Source organism: Microcystis sp. MC19, assembly GCF_003019735.1.
Classification (GTDB): domain Bacteria; phylum Cyanobacteriota; class Cyanobacteriia; order Cyanobacteriales; family Microcystaceae; genus Microcystis.
In genome coordinates this window covers 3,440,585-3,463,069 of record NZ_CP020664.1, presented here as the reverse complement: position 1 = coordinate 3,463,069, position 22,485 = coordinate 3,440,585, and the positions used below count along the sequence as shown (strand labels likewise).

24 protein-coding genes and 1 pseudogene are annotated in these 22,485 nt (G+C 45.0%); 13 read left to right on the top strand and 12 right to left on the bottom strand.

The window, feature by feature from the left end; all coding sequences use genetic code 11:
* Positions 1-59: 59 nt before the first annotated feature.
* Positions 60-1,700 (top strand): CTP synthase, encoded by a 1,641-nt coding sequence (locus B5D77_RS17590; RefSeq protein ID WP_008203357.1) that lies wholly within the window; start codon positions 60-62, stop codon positions 1,698-1,700.
* Between the two features lie 81 nt (positions 1,701-1,781).
* Here B5D77_RS17590 and B5D77_RS17585 read toward each other — a convergent pair whose 3' ends face one another.
* The 4 genes from B5D77_RS17585 to B5D77_RS17570 all read right to left on the bottom strand — a co-directional run bounded on the left by B5D77_RS17585 (position 1,782) and on the right by B5D77_RS17570 (position 5,012).
* Complete coding sequence (locus B5D77_RS17585) at positions 1,782-2,099, bottom strand: 2Fe-2S iron-sulfur cluster-binding protein (protein ID WP_008203355.1); 318 nt, start codon at positions 2,097-2,099, stop codon at positions 1,782-1,784.
* A 391-nt stretch (positions 2,100-2,490) separates the two neighbouring features.
* On the bottom strand, positions 2,491-2,688 hold the full coding sequence (locus B5D77_RS17580; RefSeq protein ID WP_106909314.1) for a hypothetical protein: 198 nt from the start codon (positions 2,686-2,688) through the stop codon (positions 2,491-2,493).
* A 31-nt stretch (positions 2,689-2,719) separates the two neighbouring features.
* Positions 2,720-3,295 (bottom strand): peptide deformylase, encoded by a 576-nt coding sequence (def, locus tag B5D77_RS17575; protein WP_106909313.1) that lies wholly within the window; start codon positions 3,293-3,295, stop codon positions 2,720-2,722.
* A gap of 319 nt (positions 3,296-3,614) precedes the next feature.
* On the bottom strand, positions 3,615-5,012 hold the full coding sequence (locus tag B5D77_RS17570; RefSeq protein ID WP_106909312.1) for a serine/threonine-protein kinase: 1,398 nt from the start codon (positions 5,010-5,012) through the stop codon (positions 3,615-3,617).
* A 405-nt stretch (positions 5,013-5,417) separates the two neighbouring features.
* Here B5D77_RS17570 and crtE point away from each other — a divergent pair, with 405 nt between their 5' ends.
* Positions 5,418-6,347 (top strand): geranylgeranyl diphosphate synthase CrtE, encoded by a 930-nt coding sequence (gene crtE, locus B5D77_RS17565; protein WP_008203348.1) that lies wholly within the window; start codon positions 5,418-5,420, stop codon positions 6,345-6,347.
* A gap of 17 nt (positions 6,348-6,364) precedes the next feature.
* Positions 6,365-6,817, top strand: a complete 453-nt coding sequence (locus B5D77_RS17560) for a divergent PAP2 family protein (RefSeq protein WP_008203347.1) — start codon at positions 6,365-6,367, stop codon at positions 6,815-6,817.
* On the opposite strand, the gene B5D77_RS17555 is transcribed toward B5D77_RS17560, so the two are convergent.
* Positions 6,814-7,047: a hypothetical protein gene (locus B5D77_RS17555; RefSeq protein ID WP_106909311.1), complete on the bottom strand. Its 234-nt coding sequence runs from the start codon at positions 7,045-7,047 to the stop codon at positions 6,814-6,816. The two genes, B5D77_RS17560 and B5D77_RS17555, sit on opposite strands and share 4 nt — an antisense overlap.
* Before the next feature lie 231 nt (positions 7,048-7,278).
* Here B5D77_RS17555 and dapB point away from each other — a divergent pair, with 231 nt between their 5' ends.
* The 5 genes from dapB (at position 7,279) to B5D77_RS17530 (ending at position 9,978) form a co-directional block, all read left to right on the top strand.
* Positions 7,279-8,109 carry a 4-hydroxy-tetrahydrodipicolinate reductase gene (dapB, locus tag B5D77_RS17550; protein ID WP_008203338.1) on the top strand — a complete coding sequence of 277 codons (831 nt, stop codon included), beginning with the start codon at positions 7,279-7,281 and terminating at the stop codon, positions 8,107-8,109.
* Positions 8,110-8,296: 187 nt separating this feature from the next.
* The gene (locus B5D77_RS17545; protein ID WP_008203336.1) at positions 8,297-8,650 is read left to right on the top strand and encodes a nucleotidyltransferase family protein; all 354 of its coding nucleotides are present in this window, start codon (positions 8,297-8,299) and stop codon (positions 8,648-8,650) included.
* Complete coding sequence (locus B5D77_RS17540) at positions 8,632-9,102, top strand: hypothetical protein (RefSeq protein ID WP_008203334.1); 471 nt, start codon at positions 8,632-8,634, stop codon at positions 9,100-9,102. Before B5D77_RS17545 ends, B5D77_RS17540 begins: the two co-directional genes overlap by 19 nt.
* Positions 9,103-9,122: 20 nt before the next feature.
* A complete protein-coding gene (locus tag B5D77_RS17535) occupies positions 9,123-9,500 on the top strand; it encodes a nucleotidyltransferase family protein (protein ID WP_008203332.1) in 378 nt (125 codons plus the stop codon).
* Positions 9,478-9,978 (top strand): hypothetical protein, encoded by a 501-nt coding sequence (locus B5D77_RS17530; protein WP_008203330.1) that lies wholly within the window; start codon positions 9,478-9,480, stop codon positions 9,976-9,978. The genes B5D77_RS17535 and B5D77_RS17530 overlap by 23 nt, the downstream gene beginning before the upstream one ends.
* A 178-nt stretch (positions 9,979-10,156) precedes the next feature.
* On the opposite strand, the gene plsY is transcribed toward B5D77_RS17530, so the two are convergent.
* From plsY to B5D77_RS17510, 3 genes are all read right to left on the bottom strand, one after another.
* Entirely contained in the window at positions 10,157-10,813 is a 657-nt protein-coding gene (plsY, locus tag B5D77_RS17520) for a glycerol-3-phosphate 1-O-acyltransferase PlsY (RefSeq protein ID WP_106909310.1), read from the bottom strand.
* 68 nt (positions 10,814-10,881) lie between these two features.
* Complete coding sequence (gene fabG, locus B5D77_RS17515) at positions 10,882-11,577, bottom strand: 3-oxoacyl-ACP reductase FabG (protein ID WP_106909309.1); 696 nt, start codon at positions 11,575-11,577, stop codon at positions 10,882-10,884.
* An 82-nt stretch (positions 11,578-11,659) separates the two neighbouring features.
* Entirely contained in the window at positions 11,660-12,685 is a 1,026-nt protein-coding gene (locus tag B5D77_RS17510) for a daunorubicin resistance protein DrrA family ABC transporter ATP-binding protein (RefSeq protein WP_002783999.1), read from the bottom strand.
* A 336-nt stretch (positions 12,686-13,021) separates the two neighbouring features.
* On the opposite strand from B5D77_RS17510, the gene B5D77_RS17505 reads away from it, so the two are divergent.
* Both B5D77_RS17505 and lpxD read left to right on the top strand, forming a co-directional pair.
* On the top strand, positions 13,022-13,906 hold the full coding sequence (locus B5D77_RS17505) for an all3515 family Zur-repressed PEP-CTERM protein (protein WP_106910023.1): 885 nt from the start codon (positions 13,022-13,024) through the stop codon (positions 13,904-13,906).
* A 199-nt stretch (positions 13,907-14,105) separates the two neighbouring features.
* Positions 14,106-15,137, top strand: a complete 1,032-nt coding sequence (gene lpxD / locus B5D77_RS17500) for a UDP-3-O-(3-hydroxymyristoyl)glucosamine N-acyltransferase (RefSeq protein ID WP_008203320.1) — start codon at positions 14,106-14,108, stop codon at positions 15,135-15,137.
* A gap of 2 nt (positions 15,138-15,139) precedes the next feature.
* Here the strand turns inward: lpxD and B5D77_RS25945 are convergent, their stop codons facing one another.
* Complete coding sequence (locus B5D77_RS25945) at positions 15,140-15,283, bottom strand: hypothetical protein (RefSeq protein ID WP_159036974.1); 144 nt, start codon at positions 15,281-15,283, stop codon at positions 15,140-15,142.
* Position 15,284: 1 nt separating this feature from the next.
* On the opposite strand from B5D77_RS25945, the gene ggt reads away from it, so the two are divergent.
* Positions 15,285-16,829: a gamma-glutamyltransferase gene (ggt, locus tag B5D77_RS17495; protein ID WP_106909308.1), complete on the top strand. Its 1,545-nt coding sequence runs from the start codon at positions 15,285-15,287 to the stop codon at positions 16,827-16,829.
* A gap of 251 nt (positions 16,830-17,080) precedes the next feature.
* Here ggt and B5D77_RS17490 read toward each other — a convergent pair.
* Positions 17,081-17,372 (bottom strand): annotated as a pseudogene (locus tag B5D77_RS17490) (addiction module antidote protein).
* 201 nt (positions 17,373-17,573) lie between these two features.
* Between B5D77_RS17490 and B5D77_RS17485 the strand changes: the two are divergent.
* Positions 17,574-19,109 (top strand): TolC family protein, encoded by a 1,536-nt coding sequence (locus tag B5D77_RS17485; RefSeq protein WP_008203312.1) that lies wholly within the window; start codon positions 17,574-17,576, stop codon positions 19,107-19,109.
* A gap of 54 nt (positions 19,110-19,163) precedes the next feature.
* Here the strand turns inward: B5D77_RS17485 and B5D77_RS17480 are convergent, their stop codons facing one another.
* Both B5D77_RS17480 and thiO read right to left on the bottom strand, forming a co-directional pair.
* The gene (locus B5D77_RS17480; RefSeq protein ID WP_008203311.1) at positions 19,164-19,553 is read right to left on the bottom strand and encodes a hypothetical protein; all 390 of its coding nucleotides are present in this window, start codon (positions 19,551-19,553) and stop codon (positions 19,164-19,166) included.
* A 111-nt stretch (positions 19,554-19,664) separates the two neighbouring features.
* Positions 19,665-21,596 (bottom strand): glycine oxidase ThiO, encoded by a 1,932-nt coding sequence (thiO, locus tag B5D77_RS27860; protein WP_106909307.1) that lies wholly within the window; start codon positions 21,594-21,596, stop codon positions 19,665-19,667.
* A gap of 244 nt (positions 21,597-21,840) precedes the next feature.
* Between thiO and B5D77_RS17470 the strand changes: the two genes are divergently transcribed.
* Complete coding sequence (locus B5D77_RS17470; protein WP_008203308.1) at positions 21,841-22,470, top strand: DUF2301 domain-containing membrane protein; 630 nt, start codon at positions 21,841-21,843, stop codon at positions 22,468-22,470.
* Positions 22,471-22,485 lie beyond the last annotated feature (15 nt).

The following is a 22,485-nucleotide window of genomic DNA, read 5'->3' as shown; positions in this document are numbered from 1 at the left end:
CGCCCCATCCCGAAAACTCTCACCCCTTGCTAGGTATAATCGATCGCAGGAAGAATTTTATGAGTAAATTTGTCTTTGTCACCGGGGGAGTTGTCTCCAGTATTGGGAAAGGAATTGTCGCCGCTAGTTTGGGAAGATTGTTGAAAAGTCGGGATTATTCCGTCTCAATTCTGAAATTAGACCCCTATATCAACGTGGATCCGGGTACGATGAGTCCTTTTCAACACGGAGAGGTATTTGTCACCGATGATGGGGCCGAAACCGACCTCGACCTTGGCCACTACGAACGTTTTACCGATACGGAACTCTCCCGTCTCAATAGCGTGACTACTGGCTCGATTTATCAAGCGGTATTGAATAAAGAGCGCCGTGGTGCTTATATGGGGGGAACCGTGCAGGTAATTCCCCATATTACCAACGAAATCAAGGAAAGGATTCTCCGGGTGGCCAAGGATACCAACCCCGATATTGTCATTACAGAAATTGGTGGTACGGTGGGAGATATCGAATCCCTGCCTTTTTTAGAAGCAATTAGGCAATTTAGGAAGGATGTAGGTCGAAATAACGTGGTTTATATGCACGTTACCCTAATTCCTTGGATTCCGGCGGCCAAGGAGATGAAAACGAAACCGACGCAACACTCGGTCAAGGAATTAAGATCGATCGGTATTCAACCGGATGTGTTAGTCTGTCGTTGTCATCTACCCCTACAACCGGGGTTAAAAGAAAAACTCTCAGCTTTCTGTGATGTGCCGGTGGAATCGGTGATTACTGCTCAGGATGCCAGCAGTATCTATGAAGTTCCTCTCAATCTGGAAAAAGAGGGATTAGCGCAACAAACCCTAGAATTATTCAACCTCAGTCCCCGATACCCCCATCTGGAGGAGTGGGAAAATCTCATCCGACAGATGCAATCCCCCAGTCAAAAATTAGAGATAGCTATCGTCGGGAAATATGTGCAGTTGGGGGATGCTTATCTCTCGGTGGTGGAGGCCCTCAAACACGCCGCTATTGCCCTTAATAGCGAGATAGAATTGCGTTGGGTAAGTGCCGAAGATGTGGATAACGATTCGGCCGAAGCTCATTTAAGCGGTGTTGACGGTATTGTTGTACCCGGTGGTTTTGGTATTAGGGGTGTGGATGGCAAAATTAAGGCGATCGAGTATGCTAGGGTCAATAATATTCCTTTCTTGGGTCTCTGTTTAGGGATGCAGTGTTCGATTATCGAATGGGGTCGCAATGTGGCCCGATTGGAAAGGGCCAATAGTTCCGAATTTGAAGAAGATACACCCAATCCAGTGATTAATTTACTGCCAGAACAGGCAGATGTGGTGGATTTAGGGGGAACAATGCGCTTAGGTCTCTATCCCTGCCGTTTAAATCCCGATAGTCTGGCTTTCTCCCTCTACGGTCAAGAGGTTATCTATGAGCGCCATCGTCACCGTTACGAGTTCAATAATGCCTATCGTAGTCTCTTTTTCGAGACTGGTTATCTGGTGAGTGGCACTTCTCCCGATGGTCGTTTGGTGGAAATTATCGAACTACCAAAACATCCTTTCTTTATTGCTACCCAATTTCACCCCGAATTTCGCTCTCGTCCCAATAAAGCTCATCCTCTCTTTTATGGTTTCATGAAAGCAGCCCTCAAGAGTGCAGAGCAAAAGTTCTCCCTTATTAGTCAGCATTCAGCTATTAGTTAGGGTTTGCCGGTTCTATTGGCTCAAAATCTGTTTTTTTGGGGGGAAACCCCCGAAAATTTGTCATCTTAACCCCAGTCTGGCCTAGGGTTTTCCGAATTGACGTTGATAAACTACTTCTTCCTTGCCAGATTCCAGTTTAATATCCGAGCGAGGATAGGCCACACATAACAAAGCATAGCCTTCTTTTTGCAGGTCGGGGGATAATCCCATGCCCTCACCTTGTTCAACGCTACCCTGGGAAAGTTGAGCGGCGCAGGTAGTACATACGCCCGCATTGCAAGAACTGGGTAAGTCAATCCCCGCATCGTAGGCCGCTTGTAGTATAGTTTGATCTTTCCTAACTTCGATCGTTTGTGTGGTTCCTAAATGGGAAATTTCTACTTTGTAGGTTGTGGTCATAGCTAATGAATGATGCTTTTAACATCACCTATTTTATCATTCTAGATTGCGGATATAGGAGAGAGGGGGGAAATCTTTACCTAATCAGATTTTCACTGGTCAGGATATGATTGATTGTCATAAAAGCTGATAAGTAGGTAGGCGTTAAAAATTATCAGACACCACCCTTATCAACGGGGGACTAAGGGTAGGGTTGATTCATGAATCAACCCTACTATGAATCAACCCTAGTACTAAGGGGGTATCGAACCTAAAAACTATTTTTAATTTAATTATAACCAGCTACTTAAAGTCCTCAAAAGTAGTAACTTTTTCTGGCAATTTGTCCTGTAGTTAAAACAAACAAAAGAGAGAAATAAATTCTCTCTTCTGCAACCGAGGGGAAGTTATTCTATTTGTAATTGGCTCTCGTGTCTTTAACCGCCGCCCAAAAAAATAGGGCTGTTAATGGTATGCTTGCCGCTAGAATTAAGCCAGTGGTGGTATTGCCTAAATCCGGTTCTCCCGAACTAATTTCAAAGACACAACCCACAGCAGCGATTGCTGCAATACAGGATAATAACAATAAAACGCCGCTTTTCGGGGTCATCTTCACTCCTCGCCTAAATTAACTAATGCCTTTATTTTGTCACTTTCTCGACGGGTTTCACCGCTTGCACGGAAAAACCGTGTTTTTTTAATTCTTCATTGAGTGCCAAATCGTTATCTACTCTGTCCACGAACATGACACCATTAAGATGATCCATTTCGTGTTGAATTACCCGCGCTAGTAAACCGTCAGCTTGCAGTTTTCGCGGTTTCCCCTGTTCATCTTTATAACTCACTTCGATCGCTTGGGGACGGATGACATCTAAAAACACATCGGGAATACTCAAACAACCCTCTTCCGCCTTGCACAATTCCCGACTATAACCGATAATTTGGGGATTGATCAGAATTAAGGGCGGATTTTCTGGTTTATCGGGTTCACAATCGATGACAATCAATTGTTTATTGACTGCCACTTGGGGAGCCGCTAAACCGATACCATTGGAACTATACATAGTTTGCAGCATTTCTCTGGCTAATTGGCGAATGCTGTCATCGACCTTAGTAATCCGCTTGGCCGGTTGACGCAGGACTCGATCGCCGAGATAATGCAGTTCTAAAGGGGGTTTTTCTAATTTGCGTTTTTCTACGGTAATAGTGGCGCTCATAAACTTAATTATCGATGGGATGCACAATTTTGATTTTAGTCACTGGCGCTGGGGCATTTCTCAGGAAAAGGGAGAAAAAAGCCCAGACTCTTCATAAAATTTTACACTGATCACAGACAGTTCGTCTATATCAGGGGATGGGAAGTGGGGAGAGGGGAGAGGGAAGATGGGGGAGAGAAAATTATGAATTATGAATTATGAATTAGGAGGTGGGAAGTGGGGAATTGGGGAGATTTTTCAGTTATCAGTAAGCAGTAATCAGTGGGGGAGAGGGGAGAGGGGAGAGGGGAGAGGGGAGAAAAAAGCTGATTTTAACCAGCTACTTATTAGTAATTGGTATTCCTAACCATTGGCTCAATTCCGCTGCTAACCATTCAATTTCGGGTTGACTCAGATATTCTTTTGTCTTACTGCTAATAGTATATTCTTTAGTCCCCGCCCAAATAGTTAAAGCCATCGGCACATAAACTCGATCGCCATCACCATCTTTGGTATGATAACTATCAGCTTTCACCAGTTTATTAATATGTTCCCGTGCCATTTTCTTTTTGCCCGGAAGTTTCAAACCACAAATTCGCTGAATGGCCACAATTTCTTCCCTATCAATAGTGATAATTTCCTCCCCTTTGAGGCAATAAATAATCCCGCCAAGCATTCCTAAACCCACAAACCAAAAAGGCAAAGAAAAGAGCAGAAAAAACCAACTCATCCACAGAGGAATAGAAATTGCTCCTCCTGTCCATACTAATAAAAAAGCGTTCCAAGCGATGGCAAAAGCTCCAAGAAAAATTAATTTAGGGGTAAAACCTTCGGGAGGTAAAGATATTTTAATTTTCTCCTCATTTTTTTGCAACTGTACCCGACTCCCTGCGGGTTTTTCAAGGTTCGAGGAAGTTAATTGCATTTCGTGGAGAGTATGTAAAGCTTGATTTGCTGCCTGTGCTGAAATAAACCTTTTTTCGAGACTAGGTTCAATTAACCGTCCTAACCAATGAACAAAAGCAGGGCTTAAATTGGCTAAATTATTTAATTGAATTTTGCCATCTTTTTGGGGTAAATCGGCGGGATGAATTCCTGTAGCTAGATAGATTAAAGTGGCCCCTAAACTGTATAAATCAGAAGCGGCAACGGTGCGACCACCGAATTGTTCAGGGGGCATATAACCGTAGGTTCCGACGATAGTTAAAGTGGCTTGTTCCTGTTGGGCAACAGTCTGGACAGAACCAAAATCAATTAAATAAACATTACCGATACTATGACCTGATCGATCTTTTAGTAAGATATTACTAGGTTTCAAATCTCGGTGGATAATTGGCGGGCTAATTCCATGAAGATAAATTAAAATCCCTAGGATAGATTTGGCTAATTCTTGCAGGTCTGCCTCACTAAATTTGCGACCATTTTCTAGCTGTTCCTTGAGAGATTTCGCCTCGATATAACTCTGAACAAGGGCGAAACCTTGATAGGTATCGGTGCGAACTTCAAAATAGTCGATATATTCGGGAATCGAGCGACAATCTAGATGTTTAAGAGTTTCGGCCTCCCGTTCAAAAAGTTTTAAATCTGTCCATTCAAAATCGGTACTAAAGATTAATAATTTGACAACAACAGTAGCGCCCGTTTTTATATCTTGGGCGAGAAAAGTGCGTCTTCCGGTTTGTTTACCTAACTGACTTTGAATTTGGTATCGATCGCCTAAAATTTGCCCTGGCAGCATAAAATATATTACTAGGATAACCCTAATTATAGGCTAATCGAGAAATTTCCCAACCGCAAGCTAAGAAAACGGAAGTTTGACCGAATCATCAAAACTTTAGCATCTCCCAGGATAACTGCGGTGAAATTCAATTGTATCGCCTGTTTTTTGCTAATCTCTGGACTGAGGGAGGTATTTTTTCAGGTTAAAAGAGAAAATAGGCATCAGAAAAGAGAATTGGACTTTCTCCGTCTGGAAAAATTTAGTACAAATGTTCAGAAGGTCAACTGCGGAGCTGCCATGCAGTCTGAAGGGGTAATTTAGATACTCAACAGCTTAGGGTACAAGGGAGCAGTCAGTTTAATTCCCATTGAGGGGGAGTTTCCTGATATAGTTTTAGAAGCAGTCGGTTCAAGACAAAAAGACATGGTTACTAGGGGCGAACGAGGAGTAGAAGTGAGGAAAAACAAGAACTTTTCCCTGGCTTCCTATCTGGAGGAAAAGCGGTTGATTGTCGAGTCAGCTTTAGATAGCTCTTTAGTTATCGGCAATCCTGCCAAAATCTACGAGGCGATGCGCTATTCTCTCCTTGCTGGGGGCAAACGTCTGCGACCGATTTTATGTCTGGCTACCTGTGAACTGATGGGGGGTTCCCTAGAGATGGCTTTACCCACCGCTTGCGCCCTAGAAATGATACACACTATGTCATTAATTCATGACGATTTACCCGCCATGGATAACGATGATTACCGACGCGGGAAATTAACCAATCATAAGGTTTTCGGCGAAGATATAGCTATTTTAGCCGGGGATGGTCTCCTGGCCTACGCTTTCGAGTATGTGGCTACTCAGACTCGTAATGTACCTCCCCTACAGATTTTAGAGGTAATTGCCCGTTTAGGTCGCACTGTCGGGGCAGCGGGTTTGGTGGGGGGTCAGGTTTTAGACTTGGAATCTGCGGGAAAACCCGATATTTCGGCAGAAACTCTCGGTTTTATCCACACTCACAAAACGGGATCCCTGTTGGAGACTTCTGTGGTGTCGGGGGCAGTTTTAGCGGGGGCAAAAGGGGAAGATATAGCTAAATTAGCCCGTTATGCCCAAAATATTGGCTTGGCTTTCCAAATTATCGATGATGTTCTTGATATCACGGCGACAAACGAGGAATTAGGCAAAACCGCCGGTAAAGACCTACAGGCACAAAAAGCTACCTATCCTAGTCTCTGGGGGATAGAAGGGTCCCGCCAGCAAGCTCAACAGTTAATAGATAGTGCCATCGGTGAATTGAGTGGCTACGATGAGGCCGCTGAACCTTTACGGGCCATCGCCGAGTATATTGTTAATCGTAAAAATTAAATTAAACGAATGAGATTATGCAGGACTTCGAGCAGGTGTTACACAATCAAATACTGCTAGTCTCTCTTTTAGCTTGTTTCACCGCCCAGGGACTAAAAGCGCTGATTGAGCTAATCCGCGATGGTAAGGTTAGTCTGCGCTATCTAGTCTCGTCGGGGGGAATGCCTAGCGCTCACTCGGCGTTGGTGGGAGCTTTGGCTACTGGGGTAGGATTACAGATGGGTTGGTCTAGTTCCGAATTTGCCATCGCTGCGCTTTTTGCGGTTATTGTTATGTATGATGCGGCTGGAGTGCGTCAGGCAGCGGGAAAACAGGCCCGGATTCTCAATCAAATTATCGATGAAATGTTCCAGGGAGGCAAGGAATTTAATGAGGAACGTTTAAAGGAATTAATTGGTCATACTCCTTTTCAAGTGCTGGTGGGTTTAAGTTTAGGTATCGGTATCGCCATGGTGCTGCTCTGTCATTAATTGAGGTATTTTCTGGGGTTGAGATAAACTAGATTTAATAATGGGCCAATGCAAATTTGAAACGCATCAGCAGCAATGTTTGAGATAGAGGCAAAAAGGAATCGACTCGACAAAGTGCTGATAACTGGGTAAATGGCAAAAGCATCACTCCAGTATTCAGCTACACGGTCTAAATAATAGGACTTGAAGTTTCTGTAATGAACACTATGAAAAGCGATTAAAATCGTCATAATTTCCCACAGACATAAGCTTCTTTTTTGTTATCGAGTCTTCAGTCCATAAGCAAGTAAGCTTTTTGAGCATTGAGGTGCAAATTGTTGGCAAAAATCATCGACATGACAGAATAAAGCATCTATACTAACCCTAGGGCAAGGTGGCTGAATGGTTTTCTGTTTTTCAGCAGATCACTTCTCCCTTTTCTTATCCCGAACTCAGGTTATATATAAGGAGAATAATTGACCATGACCGAAAATAGAGGCCCGATTCCCGTGGTTGTCAACGGTGCAGCTGGTAAAATGGGACGGGAAGTCGTTAAAGCCGTTGCTCGTGCCGACGATATGATCTTAGTGGGTGCAGTGGATCGAAATCCAGCTTTTCGAGGCCAGGATGTAGGGGAAGTGGCCGGTTGTGAACCCCTAGAAGTGCCGATTCTCGACGATTTACAGAGTGTTTTAGTCCTGGCAACTCAGGAACAAGTGCAAGGGGTGATGGTGGATTTTACCCATCCCGACGGTGTTTATGACAATACCCGCAGTGCGATCGCCTATGGAGTGCGTCCCGTGGTGGGAACTACGGGATTATCGGCGGCACAACTGCAAGATTTAGCCGAATTTGCCGAAAAAGCCAGCACCGGCTGTTTAGTTATCCCCAATTTTTCCCTTGGCATGGTTTTACTACAACAGGCTGCCCTGCAAGCATCCCGCTACTTTGATCATGTGGAAATTATCGAACTGCATCACAATCAAAAAGCAGACGCACCCAGTGGAACGGCGATCAAAACCGCCGAATTACTGGCAGAATTAGGTAAAACCTTTAATCCTGCCCAAGTTTCCGAAAAAGAAACCATCCCCGGCGCTAGAGGTGGTTTAACTGCTGAGAACATCCGTATTCATAGCGTGCGTTTACCCGGTTTAATTGCTCACCAAGAAGTCATTTTCGGTTCCCCAGGGGAAATCTATACCCTTCGTCATGATACCAGCGATCGCTCCTGTTATATGCCGGGGGTTCTCCTCTCTATCCGCAAAGTTACTCAGCTGCAATCCCTCGTTTACGGTTTAGAAAAAATCCTCTAAATCAAGATAGGTAGTGATTTTATTGTAGTGGTGATAGCTCAAACCTTGACTAATTGGGCATTGTCGTTATCAATAAAGTAGCAAACTGTTCGACACCCCCCTGATCAAGGTTAGGGGGGATCGAAGGCAAAATCTATCTTCTATTTAATTAGAACCGCTTACCTAAACTCAATGGTAAAATAAGCCCATGAGCGCTTTTCCTACCCCAGAACTCGATAAAATCCTCAAAGAAAAAGATATTCAAGGAGAACAGCAAAGACAAACCCTGCTGGCGAAAACTCAACAATGGCTTCATGAAAATGCTGTAAAATACGGAATTAATCGAGCTTATATCTTTGGCTCCGTGACTCGTCCCTATAAATTTCACCCCGGTTCTGATGTGGATATTGCCGTCGAAAATATCAATCCCGAACTGCACTTTGAGGCTATTAGTATTCTTTCCTATTATCTGGGGAGAGAGGTGGATATTATTCTGCTGAAAAACTGTCATTTTGCCCACCGAATTCGGGAAGAAGGAATTTTATGGACAACCGACAAATAATCCTGTTGAAAGCTGATATAAATGCTCAATTACAGTTAATCAAAGCGATCGATGGTAAACTAGCTGTTAGAGCCGAAGGTGTTAATCCCGATGATGTCATTCGCCTAGAAAGCATTGCCTATCAAATCCACAATTTATACAGTGCCACTGAGGATTTACTTAAAATAGTGGCTACCTGTTTTGAAAATCATATTGCCGATACTCGGCAATGGCATACAGCCTTATTAAACAGAATGACTGTCCCTATCCCCGGAATTCGTCCTGCTTTTATTTCTTCAGAAACCGCCGCTTTGTTAAATAGTTTGCGAGGATTTCGGCACTTTTTTCGTCATGCCTACGGCACAAATATTGATTATGAGCAATTGAAAGTTAATTTAGACAGGGCAAGAAAAATCTACAGAAACTTAGAAAAAGATATTCAAATTTTCTTTGAACAATGGGCGGAAATTTAAACTAAATCCTCGATACTATAATGATTATGTCGGTCAATAATCCCTATCTTGAATACTGGCAAAAATGCCAAAAAAAACAGCAGGAATATAATCAAAAATTAGCTCAAGAGGCTAGGAAAAATCTTCCGCCAGTTATTGATTATTTAAAAGAAAATTTCCCAATTACAAAAATTATCCTGTTTGGTTCTCTAGTTAAAGGTAAATTTCAGGAAACCTCTGATATTGATCTAGCCGTGGCTGGCATACCCCCAGAAAGTTTTTTTCAAGCTTTAGGAAAAGTTAATTTAATTAGCGACCGCTGGATTGATTTAAAGCCTATAGAAGACTTAGAACCTCATTTTCTTAACAGAGTTTTGCAAACAGGAGAATGTCTTTATGCGTCCGATGAGTGCCAGTGAATTACAAGAAATCGCCCTTGATATTGCCACTGAAGTTAATAGATTAAATCGGCTAGAAAGCCAGATGCGTTTAGTTCAAGCGGAAATGCTAACCAACCCGGCACTAGCCGATATTTGTGCCGAAAGTTTAGCCCTAAAACTCCATAACTTCTATACAGGATGTGAACGAATTTTTCAAATTATCGCTTCTGAGTTAAATGGTGGCTTACCATCTAGTTATGACTGGCATAGAAGGCTATTAAATCGTATGAGCAACCCTCAAGATTATCGTCCTGCTGTATTACGAGAAGATACAGTACATAAACTTAATGAATACCTAAGCTTTCGGCACGTTGTTCGCAATATCTACGGGTTTGAATTGGAAAAACAAAAACTAGAAAATCTGGTTAATAACTATTATAATACATGGCTACAAGTTCAAGAAGATATTAATAGTTTTATCCTCTGGTTAAAAACCACAGCAGACAGTCTTAATTAGGGTTTGCTGAATAAATCTAAAAACCTTGTTGGATAAGGCTTTTAGACCTTTTTGAAATCAAAAAGTGCCAGACATTGGGGTGATCGGGGGGGAAATTTAGGCACTTTTTCCCTGAAAATGGGTAAAACCCTACACCCCACACCCTGCGCCCACGAAAAACTTTTTCAGCAGACCCGATTTAACTTACTTCCGATGATTGCTGTACTTTCTGACCTATTTTTGGTTCCGTCCCTGCCAACAATCTTTTAATATTACCCTGATGACGAACAATCACATAGATTCCCCCCATCAAACTAAATAAAATATAGGGGAGAGGTTGACCTAAAATAACCATTAAAATATTCACCACCAGCGCCCCGATAATCGAACCTAAAGAAACAATCCGGAAAAGTGCGAGCATAACCAAAAAACTCGCCAAAGTTCCGCAAGCCACTAAGGGATTCATCACCAATAAAACCCCTAAACCGGTGGCGACGGATTTACCCCCGCTAAAATTCAAGAAAATCGATTTACTATGACCGATGACTGCCCCCAATGCTGCCCCGATAATTAACCAATAATACCAACTTTCTGGGAGAGGATTGACATCAATAAAATATAGTCCTCGTGCTAAGGCCACCGCCGCCATTCCTTTTAACATATCAATTAATAATACCGTCGCCCCGGCAGTTTTTCCCAGAGTTCTCAGCACATTGGTGGCCCCAGTGGAACCAGAACCATAGTCACGAATATCGATACCTTTGCTGTATTTACCGATTAAATAACCCGTGGGAATCGAACCGAGCAGATAGGATAAAAGTAAGATAGTAAGACTGATAAGAATCGGAATAAGCATAAATTAACCCCAATTTTTAGCAAGAGCGAGCGCCGTTATCAGTGTATCAGCCCGAAGACAAAAACCACTCACAGGGAACCATAGACGGGAATTGCCGCCCCGCGCAAGTCTTTCGCTCCTTCCCCTGCCAGAAAACAGATCACCTCGGCTAGAGATTGGGGACTTACCCAGTCCTTGGCACTTGCCTCTCCCATCGCTTCCCGGTTGCTGGGAGTATCGATAACACTTGGCAAAACCACGTTAGCAGTAATATTAGTCTGTTTGGTTTCTTCTGCGATCGCTTGGGTTAAAGCCACTACCGCCGCTTTCGAGGCACAATAGGCGGCCAAATTTGCCCCCGGTTGTACGGCACCACGAGAACCGATAGTGACGATACGACCATAATTATGAAGTTTCATCGAGCGTAAACAGTGTTTACACAGTAAAAAAGTGCTATGGAGGTTTAAATCAAACATTTTTAGCCAATCTTCATAGCTAAACTCCTCCGTCGCCCCCATGGTAAAACCCCCGACTAGATGAATTAAAACATCGACCCGACCGAGATCATCAATTAATCTAGCCACGGCAGTTTCTTGGGTTAAATCCACCTTGACAAAGCGAATACGCTCAAATTCCGCCGCACTCAGCCGAGATTTCAGACGACCTACCTCCCTTTCCTCCCGATAGGTCATGGTCAGATGACCGCCATGGTGTAAAACCGCCGGAGTGACTTCTAAACCCAGTCCCCCCGTACCGCCGGTCAGCAATACCCGTTTATCTTTCATATTGATTGATAGATAGTCGATCGCTCCAATTATAGAGGATTTAACGGGACAATTAGGCAATACTACAGCCTTACTCGCCGGACTAGGATTCCTTCATCGCTTGTTTTTTCTCCGCCTTCAGGTCGCGACTGCTGGCGGCGGCAATTTCCGCATCCATCAGGGTGCGTCCGGTAGCTGCTAGATAGACATCATCGAGACTAGGACGGGATTGGGCCATGCTAAACACCGGTAATCCCGATTCGGCTAGGGTTTGTTCAATTTTGCTTAAAGGATTGCTATTGGCCGTGACGATGAGATTCAGGGAGTTACCCTGGGCGGTATTAACGATTACTTCCTCGACAAAAGGCAGACGGGATAATAATTCTTTCGCTTTTAGGGCCTCTTCCTCTGGGGAAAATTCTCGCACTTTTAGGGTAATGCGATCGCCGCCCAGTTGCTCCTTCAGTTGTGAGGGGGTACCGCGAGCGATGACGATACCATTGTCGATAATTGCTAAGTTATCGGCCAAAGCGTCGATTTCTTCGAGATAATGGCTGGTAATTAATACACTGGTTCCAGCTGCCCGCAATTGTCGCAGAAAATCCCAGACAATCAAACGACTTTCGATATCGAGGCCCACAGTCGGTTCATCCAGCACCAAAACTTCCGGCTGATGCAGTAATCCCGCCGCTAAATCCAGCCGTTTTTTGATGCCGCCGGAATAGGTCCCCGTTTTTTTGTCGGCGTATTCCTCTAATCCTAAAAGATTTATTAATTCTTTGATGCGCTCTCTTGACTTTTGAGCAGGAATGTGATATAGAGCCGCTTGTAGTTGCAACAGTTCCCGGCCCGTGAGCATTTTATCGAGGGCGACTTCTTGGGCAACGTAACCTAGGCGTTTACGAGCGGATTTGGGGTTATTCAGGGCATCGACACCCCCCACCTCGATTTTGCCGCCATCGGGTTTAGCAAGGGTGCAAAGACAGCGAATCGTGGTGGTTTTTCCCGCACCATTGGGACCGAGTAAACCGAAGATTTCTGCCGCTGCCACGGTAAAGGAGATATCTTTAACCGCTGCTGTCTGACCGTAGGATTTTTTTAAGTTTTTGATCGCCACCGCAAGGGTCATAAGCTGATTTTCGCCCACTTGAGCGAGACAATTTTTTTGTTAACTTTCTCGGTCTATTTTAACCCAGATTCCCCACTGCAAAACCTAACACAGCCTTGTTGATCTTTTCCGATCAAGATAAACTTTGACGGGATTTGGCCTCATCCCCAGAGAACCGGCTGCTGTTCCAGCGTTGCCTGTTCCTTGATCCACCTCGACCCCTTTAGATGCCCGGGCAACTTATTGGGACAGCATTGTTCACGTTAACTTAAATTAACTTTTTTGGCAAAAGTCAATCGCAACAAGGGTTTTTCGCTAAAGTGATAATGATTATCATTCCAATTAATGAGAGAAATCATGGTTCTACAGGTCTCTAGGGTAGGATTAGTTTGTGCTGGCAATAAAATAAGAGAAAAAAGCCCAAAATCTCCATTTATCGCCGTTAGCTTCATTTTATCGCTTTCTTTCGCCCTGGTAACGGTGGCTAAGGCTGAAGAGCCTGCCATTGGTCAGAGTTTGCCCGAATTTTATATCGGGGTGGATAATCAAATCACCTTAACTCGGGGCATCTATGAGGGATTAGCCAATCCTAACTATAACCGGTTAAGTCTTCTGGTTGCTCACCGAGAGGGAAACCCTCATTTTCACGGTATCGGCACTTACAGTTATTCCGGCCCGTCTGGTAATCCGGTAGTTAATCCCACTAACAGCAATAATCGCATTCCTGAGACTTCTACAGGATTGCCTCCTCTCTCCTTAATTGCAGGAAAAGGAATTTTTCAGAATAGTTTTGTTAGTGCTGCCACTGGGGAGGAATATAGCAATCTACTGATGCAATCAGTGGCAACTATTAATAATTCCTCTGACTTGGGAGAACAAGCTCTTTTTAACAGTTCTGGGGGACGGTGGAATCGGTCTTTAGGTAATGCCAACATATCCTTACAACTGTTAGAGATTAGTGATGGATTAACAGTAGCTAACTCTTTAGGACAGACAATTTTAGCTAATGCTGGCGATATCTATGCGATCAGTACCGGTGATAACTTCTCCTTTTTACCGAAGTTTCTTGCCTCTCGACCGGGAAAATATTCAGCCAGTTTTAAGCTGGTAGATCTTAGCCTTTCGTGGGGAGAGTCAGGAATTTTTAACCTAGATTTTCAAACAGTTCCCGAACCATCAACTTTGATCTCCTTAATACTGTTTGGGTCAATTTTATTAACTCGATCGAGCAGTAAAAACTAAAACCAATCGGTTTTGGAGAGATCAAAATTATCTCCAAAACCGCGCTAGATCGAGATCGGCTTTGTTGAAATGGGAAACAGGGATTATTCCCTAAAAAACTAGCAACTTTTTTGACTATAATAACGACAAGATTATCGGTATAGTTCTAGACTGTTAGACCATCCTATCATCAGCCCTATCTCGATCGCAGTATATATTTATGAAATTTAGTGAAATTGCCCAAAAATTAAGCCCTTTAGTCTCTGCTCACAGTTTAACTGCCTATCCCGACAGAAATCCCCAAATTAAAGCCATAACTCCCATCGAAAGCGCCCTAGTCGATACCATTAGCTATATCGAAGGGGGAAAATTTGCTTCCTTTGTCGCCAAAACTGAGGCTACTGCCCTAATTCTGCCCCTGGATACCAATTTACAACAACAGGCCGACGAACGCGGCATCGCTTGGTTAGCTAGTGCCAATCCCCGACTTTTATTCGCCCACGCCATCAAATTATTCTATCAACCCTTTCAGCCCCAACCCTACATTCACGCCACCGCCGTGGTGCATCCATCGGCTAAAATCGGCCATAAAGTCGCCATCGGGGCCCATGCCGTGGTGGAAGCCAATGTCACCCTCGGTGATGGCGTGTGCATTCATCCTAACGCCGTTGTTTACCCCGGGGTGCATATTGGTGATCGCACAATTCTCCACGCTAACTGTACTATCCATGAACGGGTACAAATCGGCAATGATTGCGTTATCCACAGTGGTGCTGTTATCGGTGCTGAGGGCTTCGGTTTTGTGCCGGTTCCCGAAGGCTGGTTTAAGATGGAACAATCCGGTATCGTGGTCTTAGAAGATGGGGTGGAAATTGGCTGTAATAGCGCCGTGGATCGCCCGGCAGTGGGAGAAACCCGCATCGGTAGCCAGACTAAGATCGATAATCTCGTCCATATTGCCCATAATTGCCAAATTGGCCAAGCCTGCGCCCTAGCAGGACAGGTAGGCATGGCAGGAGGCGTAAAAGTGGGCAATCGCGTTATTTTAGCGGGACAGGTGGGCATTGCCAATCAAGCAGTAATCGGGGATGGTGCGATCGCAACAGCCCAAGCTGGCATTCACAACGATATTGGAGCAGGAGAAGTGGTTTCCGGCTCTCCTGCTATGCCTCATAAACTATTCCTCAAGGCAGCAGCCGCTTACAAGCGTTTACCCGAAATCTATCAAGCGGTTAAGCAGTTGCAAAAATAGCCCTATTCGGGGGACAGGAGACGGTCGGCAGGAGGCAGCTTTTTTCTCCCCACTTCCCCACTTGCCAATTCATAATTCATAATTGATAATTCATAATTTCCACTAACCACTGATAACTGTTTACTGTTTACTGATAACTGAATCATCGTGACTGGCAAAAGCAAGGGCGCTATCGCCGCAGGACATCCAAAAACTGCCGAAGCTGGACAATTAATCTTAGAAATGGGCGGCAATGCCTTCGATGGGATTGTTGGCTCGATTTTAGCGGCTTTCGTGGTCGAATTCACCCTCGCTTCGGCGGGGGGCGGCGGTTTTTTACTAGCACATACCAAGGAAAAAGTCAATACCCTTTTTGATTTTTTTTGTCAAACTCCCAAATCTAAAAAACCCTTGACAAAGATCGACTTTTACCCAGTGGCGATCGATTTTGGGGGTGCTAGTCAAGATTTTCACATTGGCCGAGGTGCGATCGCTACGACCGGGGCATTACGGGGACTGGAAACAGTACAGAAAAAACTGGGAAAATTGCCCTTTGCCGTGGTAGCAGAACCAGCGATCGAATATGCTCGACAAGGCTACATTTTGAGCAAATATAACGGCTTTTGCCTGGGTTTACTCGCTTCGATCCTGCTCAAAGATCGAGAGGGTTTAAAAGTCTATGCTCCCCAAGGAAAACTCCTCCAAGCTGGCGATCGCTGTGTGATGAGGGATTTGGCCAACACCTTAGAGGAATTAAGCAAAAAAGGCGTAAAAGACTTTTATGAGGGAGAAATCGCCCACCAAATCGCCAAGGATATGCAGGAGGGAGGTTATCTTACCCTAGAGGATTTAAGTCATTACCAAGTCCTTGAGAGAAAACCCCTAAAAACCCAATATCGCGGGTACGAAATACTGACCAATCCGCCTCCTAGTTCTGGAGGAATTCTCCTGGCTTTTGCGCTAAAATTACTGGAAACAGTCAATTTATCGGCTTTAGAGCCTCTAGGAGCCAAACATCTGCAAATTTTAACGGAAGTGATGGCCTTAACCAATCAAGCGCGGGTTCAAGGCTACGATGATTTTATCCATCAGGAGGGAATCGCAGAGCAGTTCCTCTCGCCGCAATTTTTAGGCAAATATGCCAATAAATGGGGCAGTACCACCCATATTAGCATTATCGATGGGGAAGGTAATGCCGCCAGTGCCACCTTTTCCAACGGCGAAGGATCAGCTTATACCGTGCCGGGGACGGGAATTATGCTCAATAATATGATCGGGGAAGCGGACTTAAATCCCTTTGGTTTTCACAATTGGCCCGTTGATCGTCGTTTATCCTCAATGATGTCGCCGACGATGATTTTAGAGGAAGGAAAGCCGCGATTTGTTCTCGGTTCTGGGGGTTCCAATCGCATTCGCACCGCTATTTTGCAGGTTATTAGTAATTTAATCGATTTTCGGCAATCTTTAGCCGATGCGATCGGGGCCTCGCGCATACATTGGGAAAATCAACAATTAGGAATTGAACCCCTAGAAGATCGGGAAAATCTGCTCGAAAATCTGGTTTTACCCGCAAATACTCAAGTATCCCGGTGGCAAGAACAAAATATGTTTTTTGGGGGTGTGCATGGGGTGGCAGTGAATGATTGGGGGGAGTTAACCGCTACGGGCGATCCGCGTCGGGAGGGGGTAGGATTAGTGATGGGGCATTTTTAGATAGGGTTTGCTGAATAATGGTAAAACCCTTTTAAAATAAGGCTTTTGACCTGTTAAAGTCCGATGTTCATGCTGCGAAAATCGGATTGGGACTCTCAAAAACCTTGCATTATCCCTCTTATAGTACATAAAGTGGTAAAAAAAGAGAGGGCAACAAAGCCTGAAACTCCCGACGACCGGTTACTGACTCCTGACTCCTGACTTCTGACTTCTGACTGCTTAACCCCACCAACAAACTTTTTCAGCACACCCTAGATAATGGGTACAACTTGCAGGCGTAACCCAAGTGCTTGCAAAACCTTAAGAACTGTAGCAAACTCACCGATTACCCCGATTCGACAAAGATTTATAAAGACTCTCCCGTCCCAAACCCGTCTGGTGAGCAATATGAGTCATCCCTTGAGAACGAGCAATATCGCCTAATGCTGCCACTACTAAGCTAGGATCGCCATCTTCGAGGGCAGCTTCCAGATAAGCAGCGATATCTTCTTTTGTTTTCAAATGATCTGCTGCATCCCAAGGATAAGTCTGAATTGTAGCCATAGAGAAACTCCTATAAGTATTGGGCTAAATCTAATGCTGTTTTGATGTCCCGTTCAAAATCAATCGAATCTCATTTTAGCTGGTGCTTAAAAGACGGTGGCTTTCATGCTCCCGTGTTACTATCGGTAATTAGTAATCGGCCAACATAGTGGTGTGAGCTTGTTTACTTCTTATCGTTTACTGTTTACTTTCGAGATACTCATGTTGCTCTTGCGTTATGGTATTACCGTGAGTGCGGTGCTTGGGTTGGTTTTCTTGGCTGAATCCTCGGTTAAGGCACAAACTCAGTCCGCTGCCGATTTATTGAAGAAACCCCAACCTGCTGCCAATCCAGTTTCTCAATTACCCGGTCCATCGGCGGCACCGGCAACCACGGAAGCGGATCCCAAGGCCCCTAATTATCTTAATCCTAGTGGCAATCCCCTGATTTTTCCCACCAAACCGGATGAGGTGAATATTAGGGTAGTACAACCGATCACCTTAAATCAAGCGATCGAATTAGCTTTAAAAAATAATCAGACCTTACAGACAGCCCGGGTCGATTTAGAAATCGCTCGCGCCCAATTAAAGGAACAACAGGCGGCCTTATTACCCACGGCCCAAGCGGAAACCAGTCTCAGTCAAGATCAATCGGCAGCTGCCCAAAGACAGAATGAGTTAGCTCGTCAACAGGGAATCCCAGCAGTTACACCCGAAGATAGTACCAACTTTCAGGGTAGTGTTCGCATCGTCTATGGGGTTTATACAGGGGGTGAACGGGCAGCCCAGATCAAAAGGGCCCAAAAAGTCATCCGGCAACAGGAATTAGAGGTGGAACGAGTCTCGGAACAAACTCGTTTTGATGCCACCGATGCCTATTATGAATTGCAGAGGGGTGATGCCCAAGTTGCGATCGCCCAAGCCTCGATCGAAGATGCTAGTCAAAGTTTACGCGATGCACAATTATTGGAGCAAGCTGGACTAGGAACCCGATTTGCTGTCCTACAGGCGGAAGTTGACCTGGCCAACGCTAACCAAGACTTAACCCGGGCGATTTCTAACCAGCGTATTTCCCGACGGCGACTGGCACAGGTATTGAGTGTCGGTCAGCACATCGAGTTAACCGCTGCCGATGAGATTCGCGAGGCGGGAACTTGGGGCTTAAGTCTTGATGATAGTATTGTTTTAGCCTATAAAAATCGTGCGGAATTAGAACAACAACTCTTACAGAGGGAAATTAGCGCAGAAGACCGCTCGATCGCTATTTCGGCGGTGATTCCTCAAGTGGACCTTTTGGGCGAGTATAATGTCCTCAACGATCTCAGCGATGCTGCTGGTTTTGGCGATGGTTTTAGCGTCGGCGGCCGGATTCGTTGGACTTTCTTTGATGGTGGTCGTGCTTTTGCTCGCGCCCGTCAAGCGGAAAGAAATATTGATCGCGCCGATACGGAATTCTCCCTCCGTCGCAATGAAATCCGCCTTCAGGTGGAGGAATCCTACTATAGTTTGATTTCTAACCAAGAAAACATCAAAACCTCGCAAAAAAGCATTGAATCGGCCACGGAAAGTCTGCGATTAGCCCGGTTACGCTTTCAGGCGGGTGTGGGAACCCAAACGGATGTGATCAACTCCCAACGGGATTTAACCGATGCCAGAAGCCGTTATCTACAGGCGATCGTCGATTACAATAGATCCTTGAATAGTCTCCAGCGAGCGATTAGTAATTTACCGGATAATCGTTTGTTTGAAGTGCGTTAATTGTGGGATTTATCGAGGTGTGGTGTGGGGGGAGATAGCCAAATCTCCCCTATTTTAACGGGTTTCGATGATTCTAATTTGTTGTTCCCGCAATTGCTGCAGGGTGGGAGTTTCCTGTAGCTCTTGCACCTGCGGACGCAGATTATGACAACGAGAGGCATTAATGCTACCGCATTGATTGTCGATCGTGTTCAGTCGGCGCTGCTCGATTTGGGGACTGGTGCGAAAGTCTAATTGCTGATTGTATTGGGGATATTTTTGGTAAGCGCAGGATTCAGCCTCAGCTAAACAACGCTCGCTGATAGGCAATTGGGCTGCGACTAGGTTGCCGCTAACGCAAACCCAACCCAGACCCAGAAACAAACCTGATAATAAAGAATTTTTAGTGATCATCGCCAATATACCTCGCTGATCAAAAAATGTAGTCTCAGCATTGGCGGCCATGACGGTAATTGCCCGGCAGATTCTCAGTCATGATTCCACCTCTTTTATTCTAGTCAATTTTGCTGGCCATGCCCACGATAGCTGAAAACAGCCCATTCCTAGCTTAATCGGTTAGGCGATCGTTCCCGTCAGGGGGGAACTAGGACTAGCAGAGGACTTAATCGGCATTCTTCCCGCTAAATAGGCTAAACGTCCCGCTTTTGCCGCCATTGCCATGGCTTGCGCCATCATAACCGGATTGGCCGCCATAGCGATCGCACTGTTAATTAATAAAGCATCGGCCCCCATTTCCATGGCCCGGGCTGCTTCTGAGGGTGTACCGATCCCGGCATCTACCACCACGGGAATTTTGGCCGATTCGATGATAATTGCGATATTTGCCTCATTTTTCAGCCCCTGTCCCGACCCGATCGGCGATCCTAGGGGCATAACCGTGGCGCAGCCAGCCTCCTCTAAACGTTTGGCCAAGAGAGGATCGGCGTTAATATAGGGCAGTACGGCAAAACCTTCTTTAACTAATTGTTCAGCCGCTTGCAAAGTTCCGATCGGATCGGGTAATAAATATTTAGGATCGGGAATAACTTCGAGTTTAATAAAGTTATTGTCTTCCTGTCCCAATAATTTGGCCATTTCTCGCCCTAAACGGGCCACCCGAACCGCTTCTTCGGCCGTTTGACAACCGGCAGTGTTGGGTAACATCCAGATTTTCGACCAATCAATCGCTTCTGCTAATCCCTCATGACCGGGTGCGTTCGTTTGTACTCGTCTAACGGCAACTGTGACAATCTGACATTCACTGGCACTAATACTTTCCTGCATAGTGGTCAGATTGGCATATTTGCCAGTCCCAGTCATCAAGCGGGAGTGAAAGGTTTTCCCGGCAATGGTGAGGCGATCATTCTGGGGCGATAAAAGCGCTTGCGGTTTATTCTCAATAATAGTTAAGGACATAGGTGGAATAGTAACGGGTGATGGTTGATTAAAGCGATCGCAGCGAAAATGGGTCAAAATGGGATTAACTTTGTCATTAATCACCAGGTCGGCAATCAAGGAAGCCGTGACAGGAGCGAGTAAAATGCCATTACGATAGTGACCGGTGGCTAAAATCAGGTTATCACAGCTACTGCGGCCTAAAATGGGCAATTCATCCGCTGTACCCGGACGGAATCCCCACCAAATTTCCTCGATTTCCCAGTCAGCTAAAGGGGGATAGAGACGGGTAGCACGCGCAAAAAGGGTTTGCAGTCCTTGGGGTGTATTACCCGTTTGCCAGGCCACTGTTTCGGAAGTGGCCCCGATAATTAAACGACCATGGCGACGGGGAACCAGATAGGTTTGGGGACCGAATAAAACCCTAGTTAAGGTCTGGTTAGGGGGCATTTTTACCGCGGCCATTTGACCTTTGACGGGATGGATAGGGAGGGGTAAAAGTTGACTAGCCCAGGATCCCGTCGCTAAAATGTAAATTTTTGCTTCTAATTCCCCAATTGAAGTATAAATACTCTTGACTTTTCCCTGCTTTTGTTGTATGGCGTGGACTTCTACGCCTTGGCGAATTTCTACCCCTAAATTTTCGGCCGCTTGTTGCAGCGCAGTCACTAGCTGCCGGTTGTCCACTTGTCCATCGTCGGGATACCACCAACCACCGATCACATCTTTACCTAGTCCGGGTTGGTAGAGATGAACTGCATTGCTGTCTAACCAAATTTTATTCACTTCCTCGGTAGTAACGGGCTGCTCTAGCTCGTAAACGGGAGCAAGAATACCACAGGGATAGTAACCGGTGTTTATCCCCGTTAAATCCTCGATTTTGCGAGTCCATTCTGGATATAGCCAGCGCGATTGCAGGCAAAGATCGAGAAACGGACTCGGGGGAATTCCTTCCGCATGGGGGGCTAACATTCCCGCAGCCGCACGACTAGCGGCCTGAGCTATATCTCGAACTAGGAGGGTAACTTTTGCCCCGCGCAATTGCAAATCGACAGCGATCGCTAATCCGATGATACCACCGCCCACGATCAAAATTTCGCTAGTTGAGTTCATAAAAGTCTCTGGCACCAAAGAGAATTACTGAAATGACAAGGAATTAGAAGTTAAAACAAGAAAGACGCAGTAAAATAACATATATATTTTTTTATCGCAATTAATCATAATTTTTAGCTTGATTGACTACTAAACTCGCAATTAGTCAGCCGAGAGGGGGAAGAAGTGGGGCTACTGGCATAATTTAAGCTTAAGATGATTTGTAGTCGATCTTTTCTAAGCTTCCCTTTTTCTTTAGAGCATAATGACTTCCCCTGCTGTCGATCGAGTTTATCAAGGTCAATTCGGAGAGTTTACGATTACGGATAGCGATCGCCTAGGCGTGCGTCTCTACCGTCTGGGGTTAAATTTAGCGGCTTTTAGTTTCGCTGTCGCTACAATTATAGTTCTCACTCGACCGCAATTATTGCCCCTGACTAACCTTTTATACATTGGTTTTTGTCTGGGGTTAGGCATCAGTTTATTGACTATTCATATATATTTAATTCCCCTCCATCGTCTCCTGCAAGTTTTTTGGCTAATCGGGGCGATTACTTCCCTAATTTTCAGTCTCTATTCTCACCTTTCTCCCCTAGAATTTGTCTATAACCATCCGGTGAGTTTATTGGGTGTGGGCTTTATTTTTGCTAGTCTCACGGGGATTTATTTCAAAGAAGCTTTTTGTTTTAATCGTCTAGAAACCAAGTTTTTAACCCCTCTAGTTCCCACCCTTTTACTCGGTCATCTTTTGGGGATATTGCCCTTAAATTGGGAAAAGGGGCTATTAATTCTCTGGGCGACTTTATTCGTTATCTTTGCCCTGGGAAAGTTAAGCCAACCTCTCCCCAACGATATCGGTGATAAATCGGTCTTTGAACATCTTAACCATTCCTGAACTCTCCAGAGATTA

What these genes read in the sequence shown, in the direction of transcription:
- B5D77_RS17590 (WP_008203357.1), top strand. Translation starts at nt 60, where the DNA reads ATGAGTAAATTTGTCTTTGTCACCGGGGGAGTTGTCTCCAGTATTGGG.
- B5D77_RS17585 (WP_008203355.1), bottom strand. Translation starts at nt 2,099, where the DNA reads ATGACCACAACCTACAAAGTAGAAATTTCCCATTTAGGAACCACACAA.
- B5D77_RS17580 (WP_106909314.1), bottom strand. Translation starts at nt 2,688, where the DNA reads ATGACCCCGAAAAGCGGCGTTTTATTGTTATTATCCTGTATTGCAGCA.
- def (WP_106909313.1), bottom strand. Translation starts at nt 3,295, where the DNA reads ATGAGCGCCACTATTACCGTAGAAAAACGCAAATTAGAAAAACCCCCT.
- B5D77_RS17570 (WP_106909312.1), bottom strand. Translation starts at nt 5,012, where the DNA reads ATGCTGCCAGGGCAAATTTTAGGCGATCGATACCAAATTCAAAGTCAG.
- crtE (WP_008203348.1), top strand. Translation starts at nt 5,418, where the DNA reads ATGGTTACTAGGGGCGAACGAGGAGTAGAAGTGAGGAAAAACAAGAAC.
- B5D77_RS17560 (WP_008203347.1), top strand. Translation starts at nt 6,365, where the DNA reads ATGCAGGACTTCGAGCAGGTGTTACACAATCAAATACTGCTAGTCTCT.
- B5D77_RS17555 (WP_106909311.1), bottom strand. Translation starts at nt 7,047, where the DNA reads ATGACGATTTTAATCGCTTTTCATAGTGTTCATTACAGAAACTTCAAG.
- dapB (WP_008203338.1), top strand. Translation starts at nt 7,279, where the DNA reads ATGACCGAAAATAGAGGCCCGATTCCCGTGGTTGTCAACGGTGCAGCT.
- B5D77_RS17545 (WP_008203336.1), top strand. Translation starts at nt 8,297, where the DNA reads ATGAGCGCTTTTCCTACCCCAGAACTCGATAAAATCCTCAAAGAAAAA.
- B5D77_RS17540 (WP_008203334.1), top strand. Translation starts at nt 8,632, where the DNA reads ATGGACAACCGACAAATAATCCTGTTGAAAGCTGATATAAATGCTCAA.
- B5D77_RS17535 (WP_008203332.1), top strand. Translation starts at nt 9,123, where the DNA reads ATGATTATGTCGGTCAATAATCCCTATCTTGAATACTGGCAAAAATGC.
- B5D77_RS17530 (WP_008203330.1), top strand. Translation starts at nt 9,478, where the DNA reads ATGCGTCCGATGAGTGCCAGTGAATTACAAGAAATCGCCCTTGATATT.
- plsY (WP_106909310.1), bottom strand. Translation starts at nt 10,813, where the DNA reads ATGCTTATTCCGATTCTTATCAGTCTTACTATCTTACTTTTATCCTAT.
- fabG (WP_106909309.1), bottom strand. Translation starts at nt 11,577, where the DNA reads ATGAAAGATAAACGGGTATTGCTGACCGGCGGTACGGGGGGACTGGGT.
- B5D77_RS17510 (WP_002783999.1), bottom strand. Translation starts at nt 12,685, where the DNA reads ATGACCCTTGCGGTGGCGATCAAAAACTTAAAAAAATCCTACGGTCAG.
- B5D77_RS17505 (WP_106910023.1), top strand. Translation starts at nt 13,022, where the DNA reads ATGGTTCTACAGGTCTCTAGGGTAGGATTAGTTTGTGCTGGCAATAAA.
- lpxD (WP_008203320.1), top strand. Translation starts at nt 14,106, where the DNA reads ATGAAATTTAGTGAAATTGCCCAAAAATTAAGCCCTTTAGTCTCTGCT.
- B5D77_RS25945 (WP_159036974.1), bottom strand. Translation starts at nt 15,283, where the DNA reads ATGATTCAGTTATCAGTAAACAGTAAACAGTTATCAGTGGTTAGTGGA.
- B5D77_RS17485 (WP_008203312.1), top strand. Translation starts at nt 17,574, where the DNA reads ATGTTGCTCTTGCGTTATGGTATTACCGTGAGTGCGGTGCTTGGGTTG.
- B5D77_RS17480 (WP_008203311.1), bottom strand. Translation starts at nt 19,553, where the DNA reads ATGGCCGCCAATGCTGAGACTACATTTTTTGATCAGCGAGGTATATTG.
- thiO (WP_106909307.1), bottom strand. Translation starts at nt 21,596, where the DNA reads ATGAACTCAACTAGCGAAATTTTGATCGTGGGCGGTGGTATCATCGGA.
- B5D77_RS17470 (WP_008203308.1), top strand. Translation starts at nt 21,841, where the DNA reads ATGACTTCCCCTGCTGTCGATCGAGTTTATCAAGGTCAATTCGGAGAG.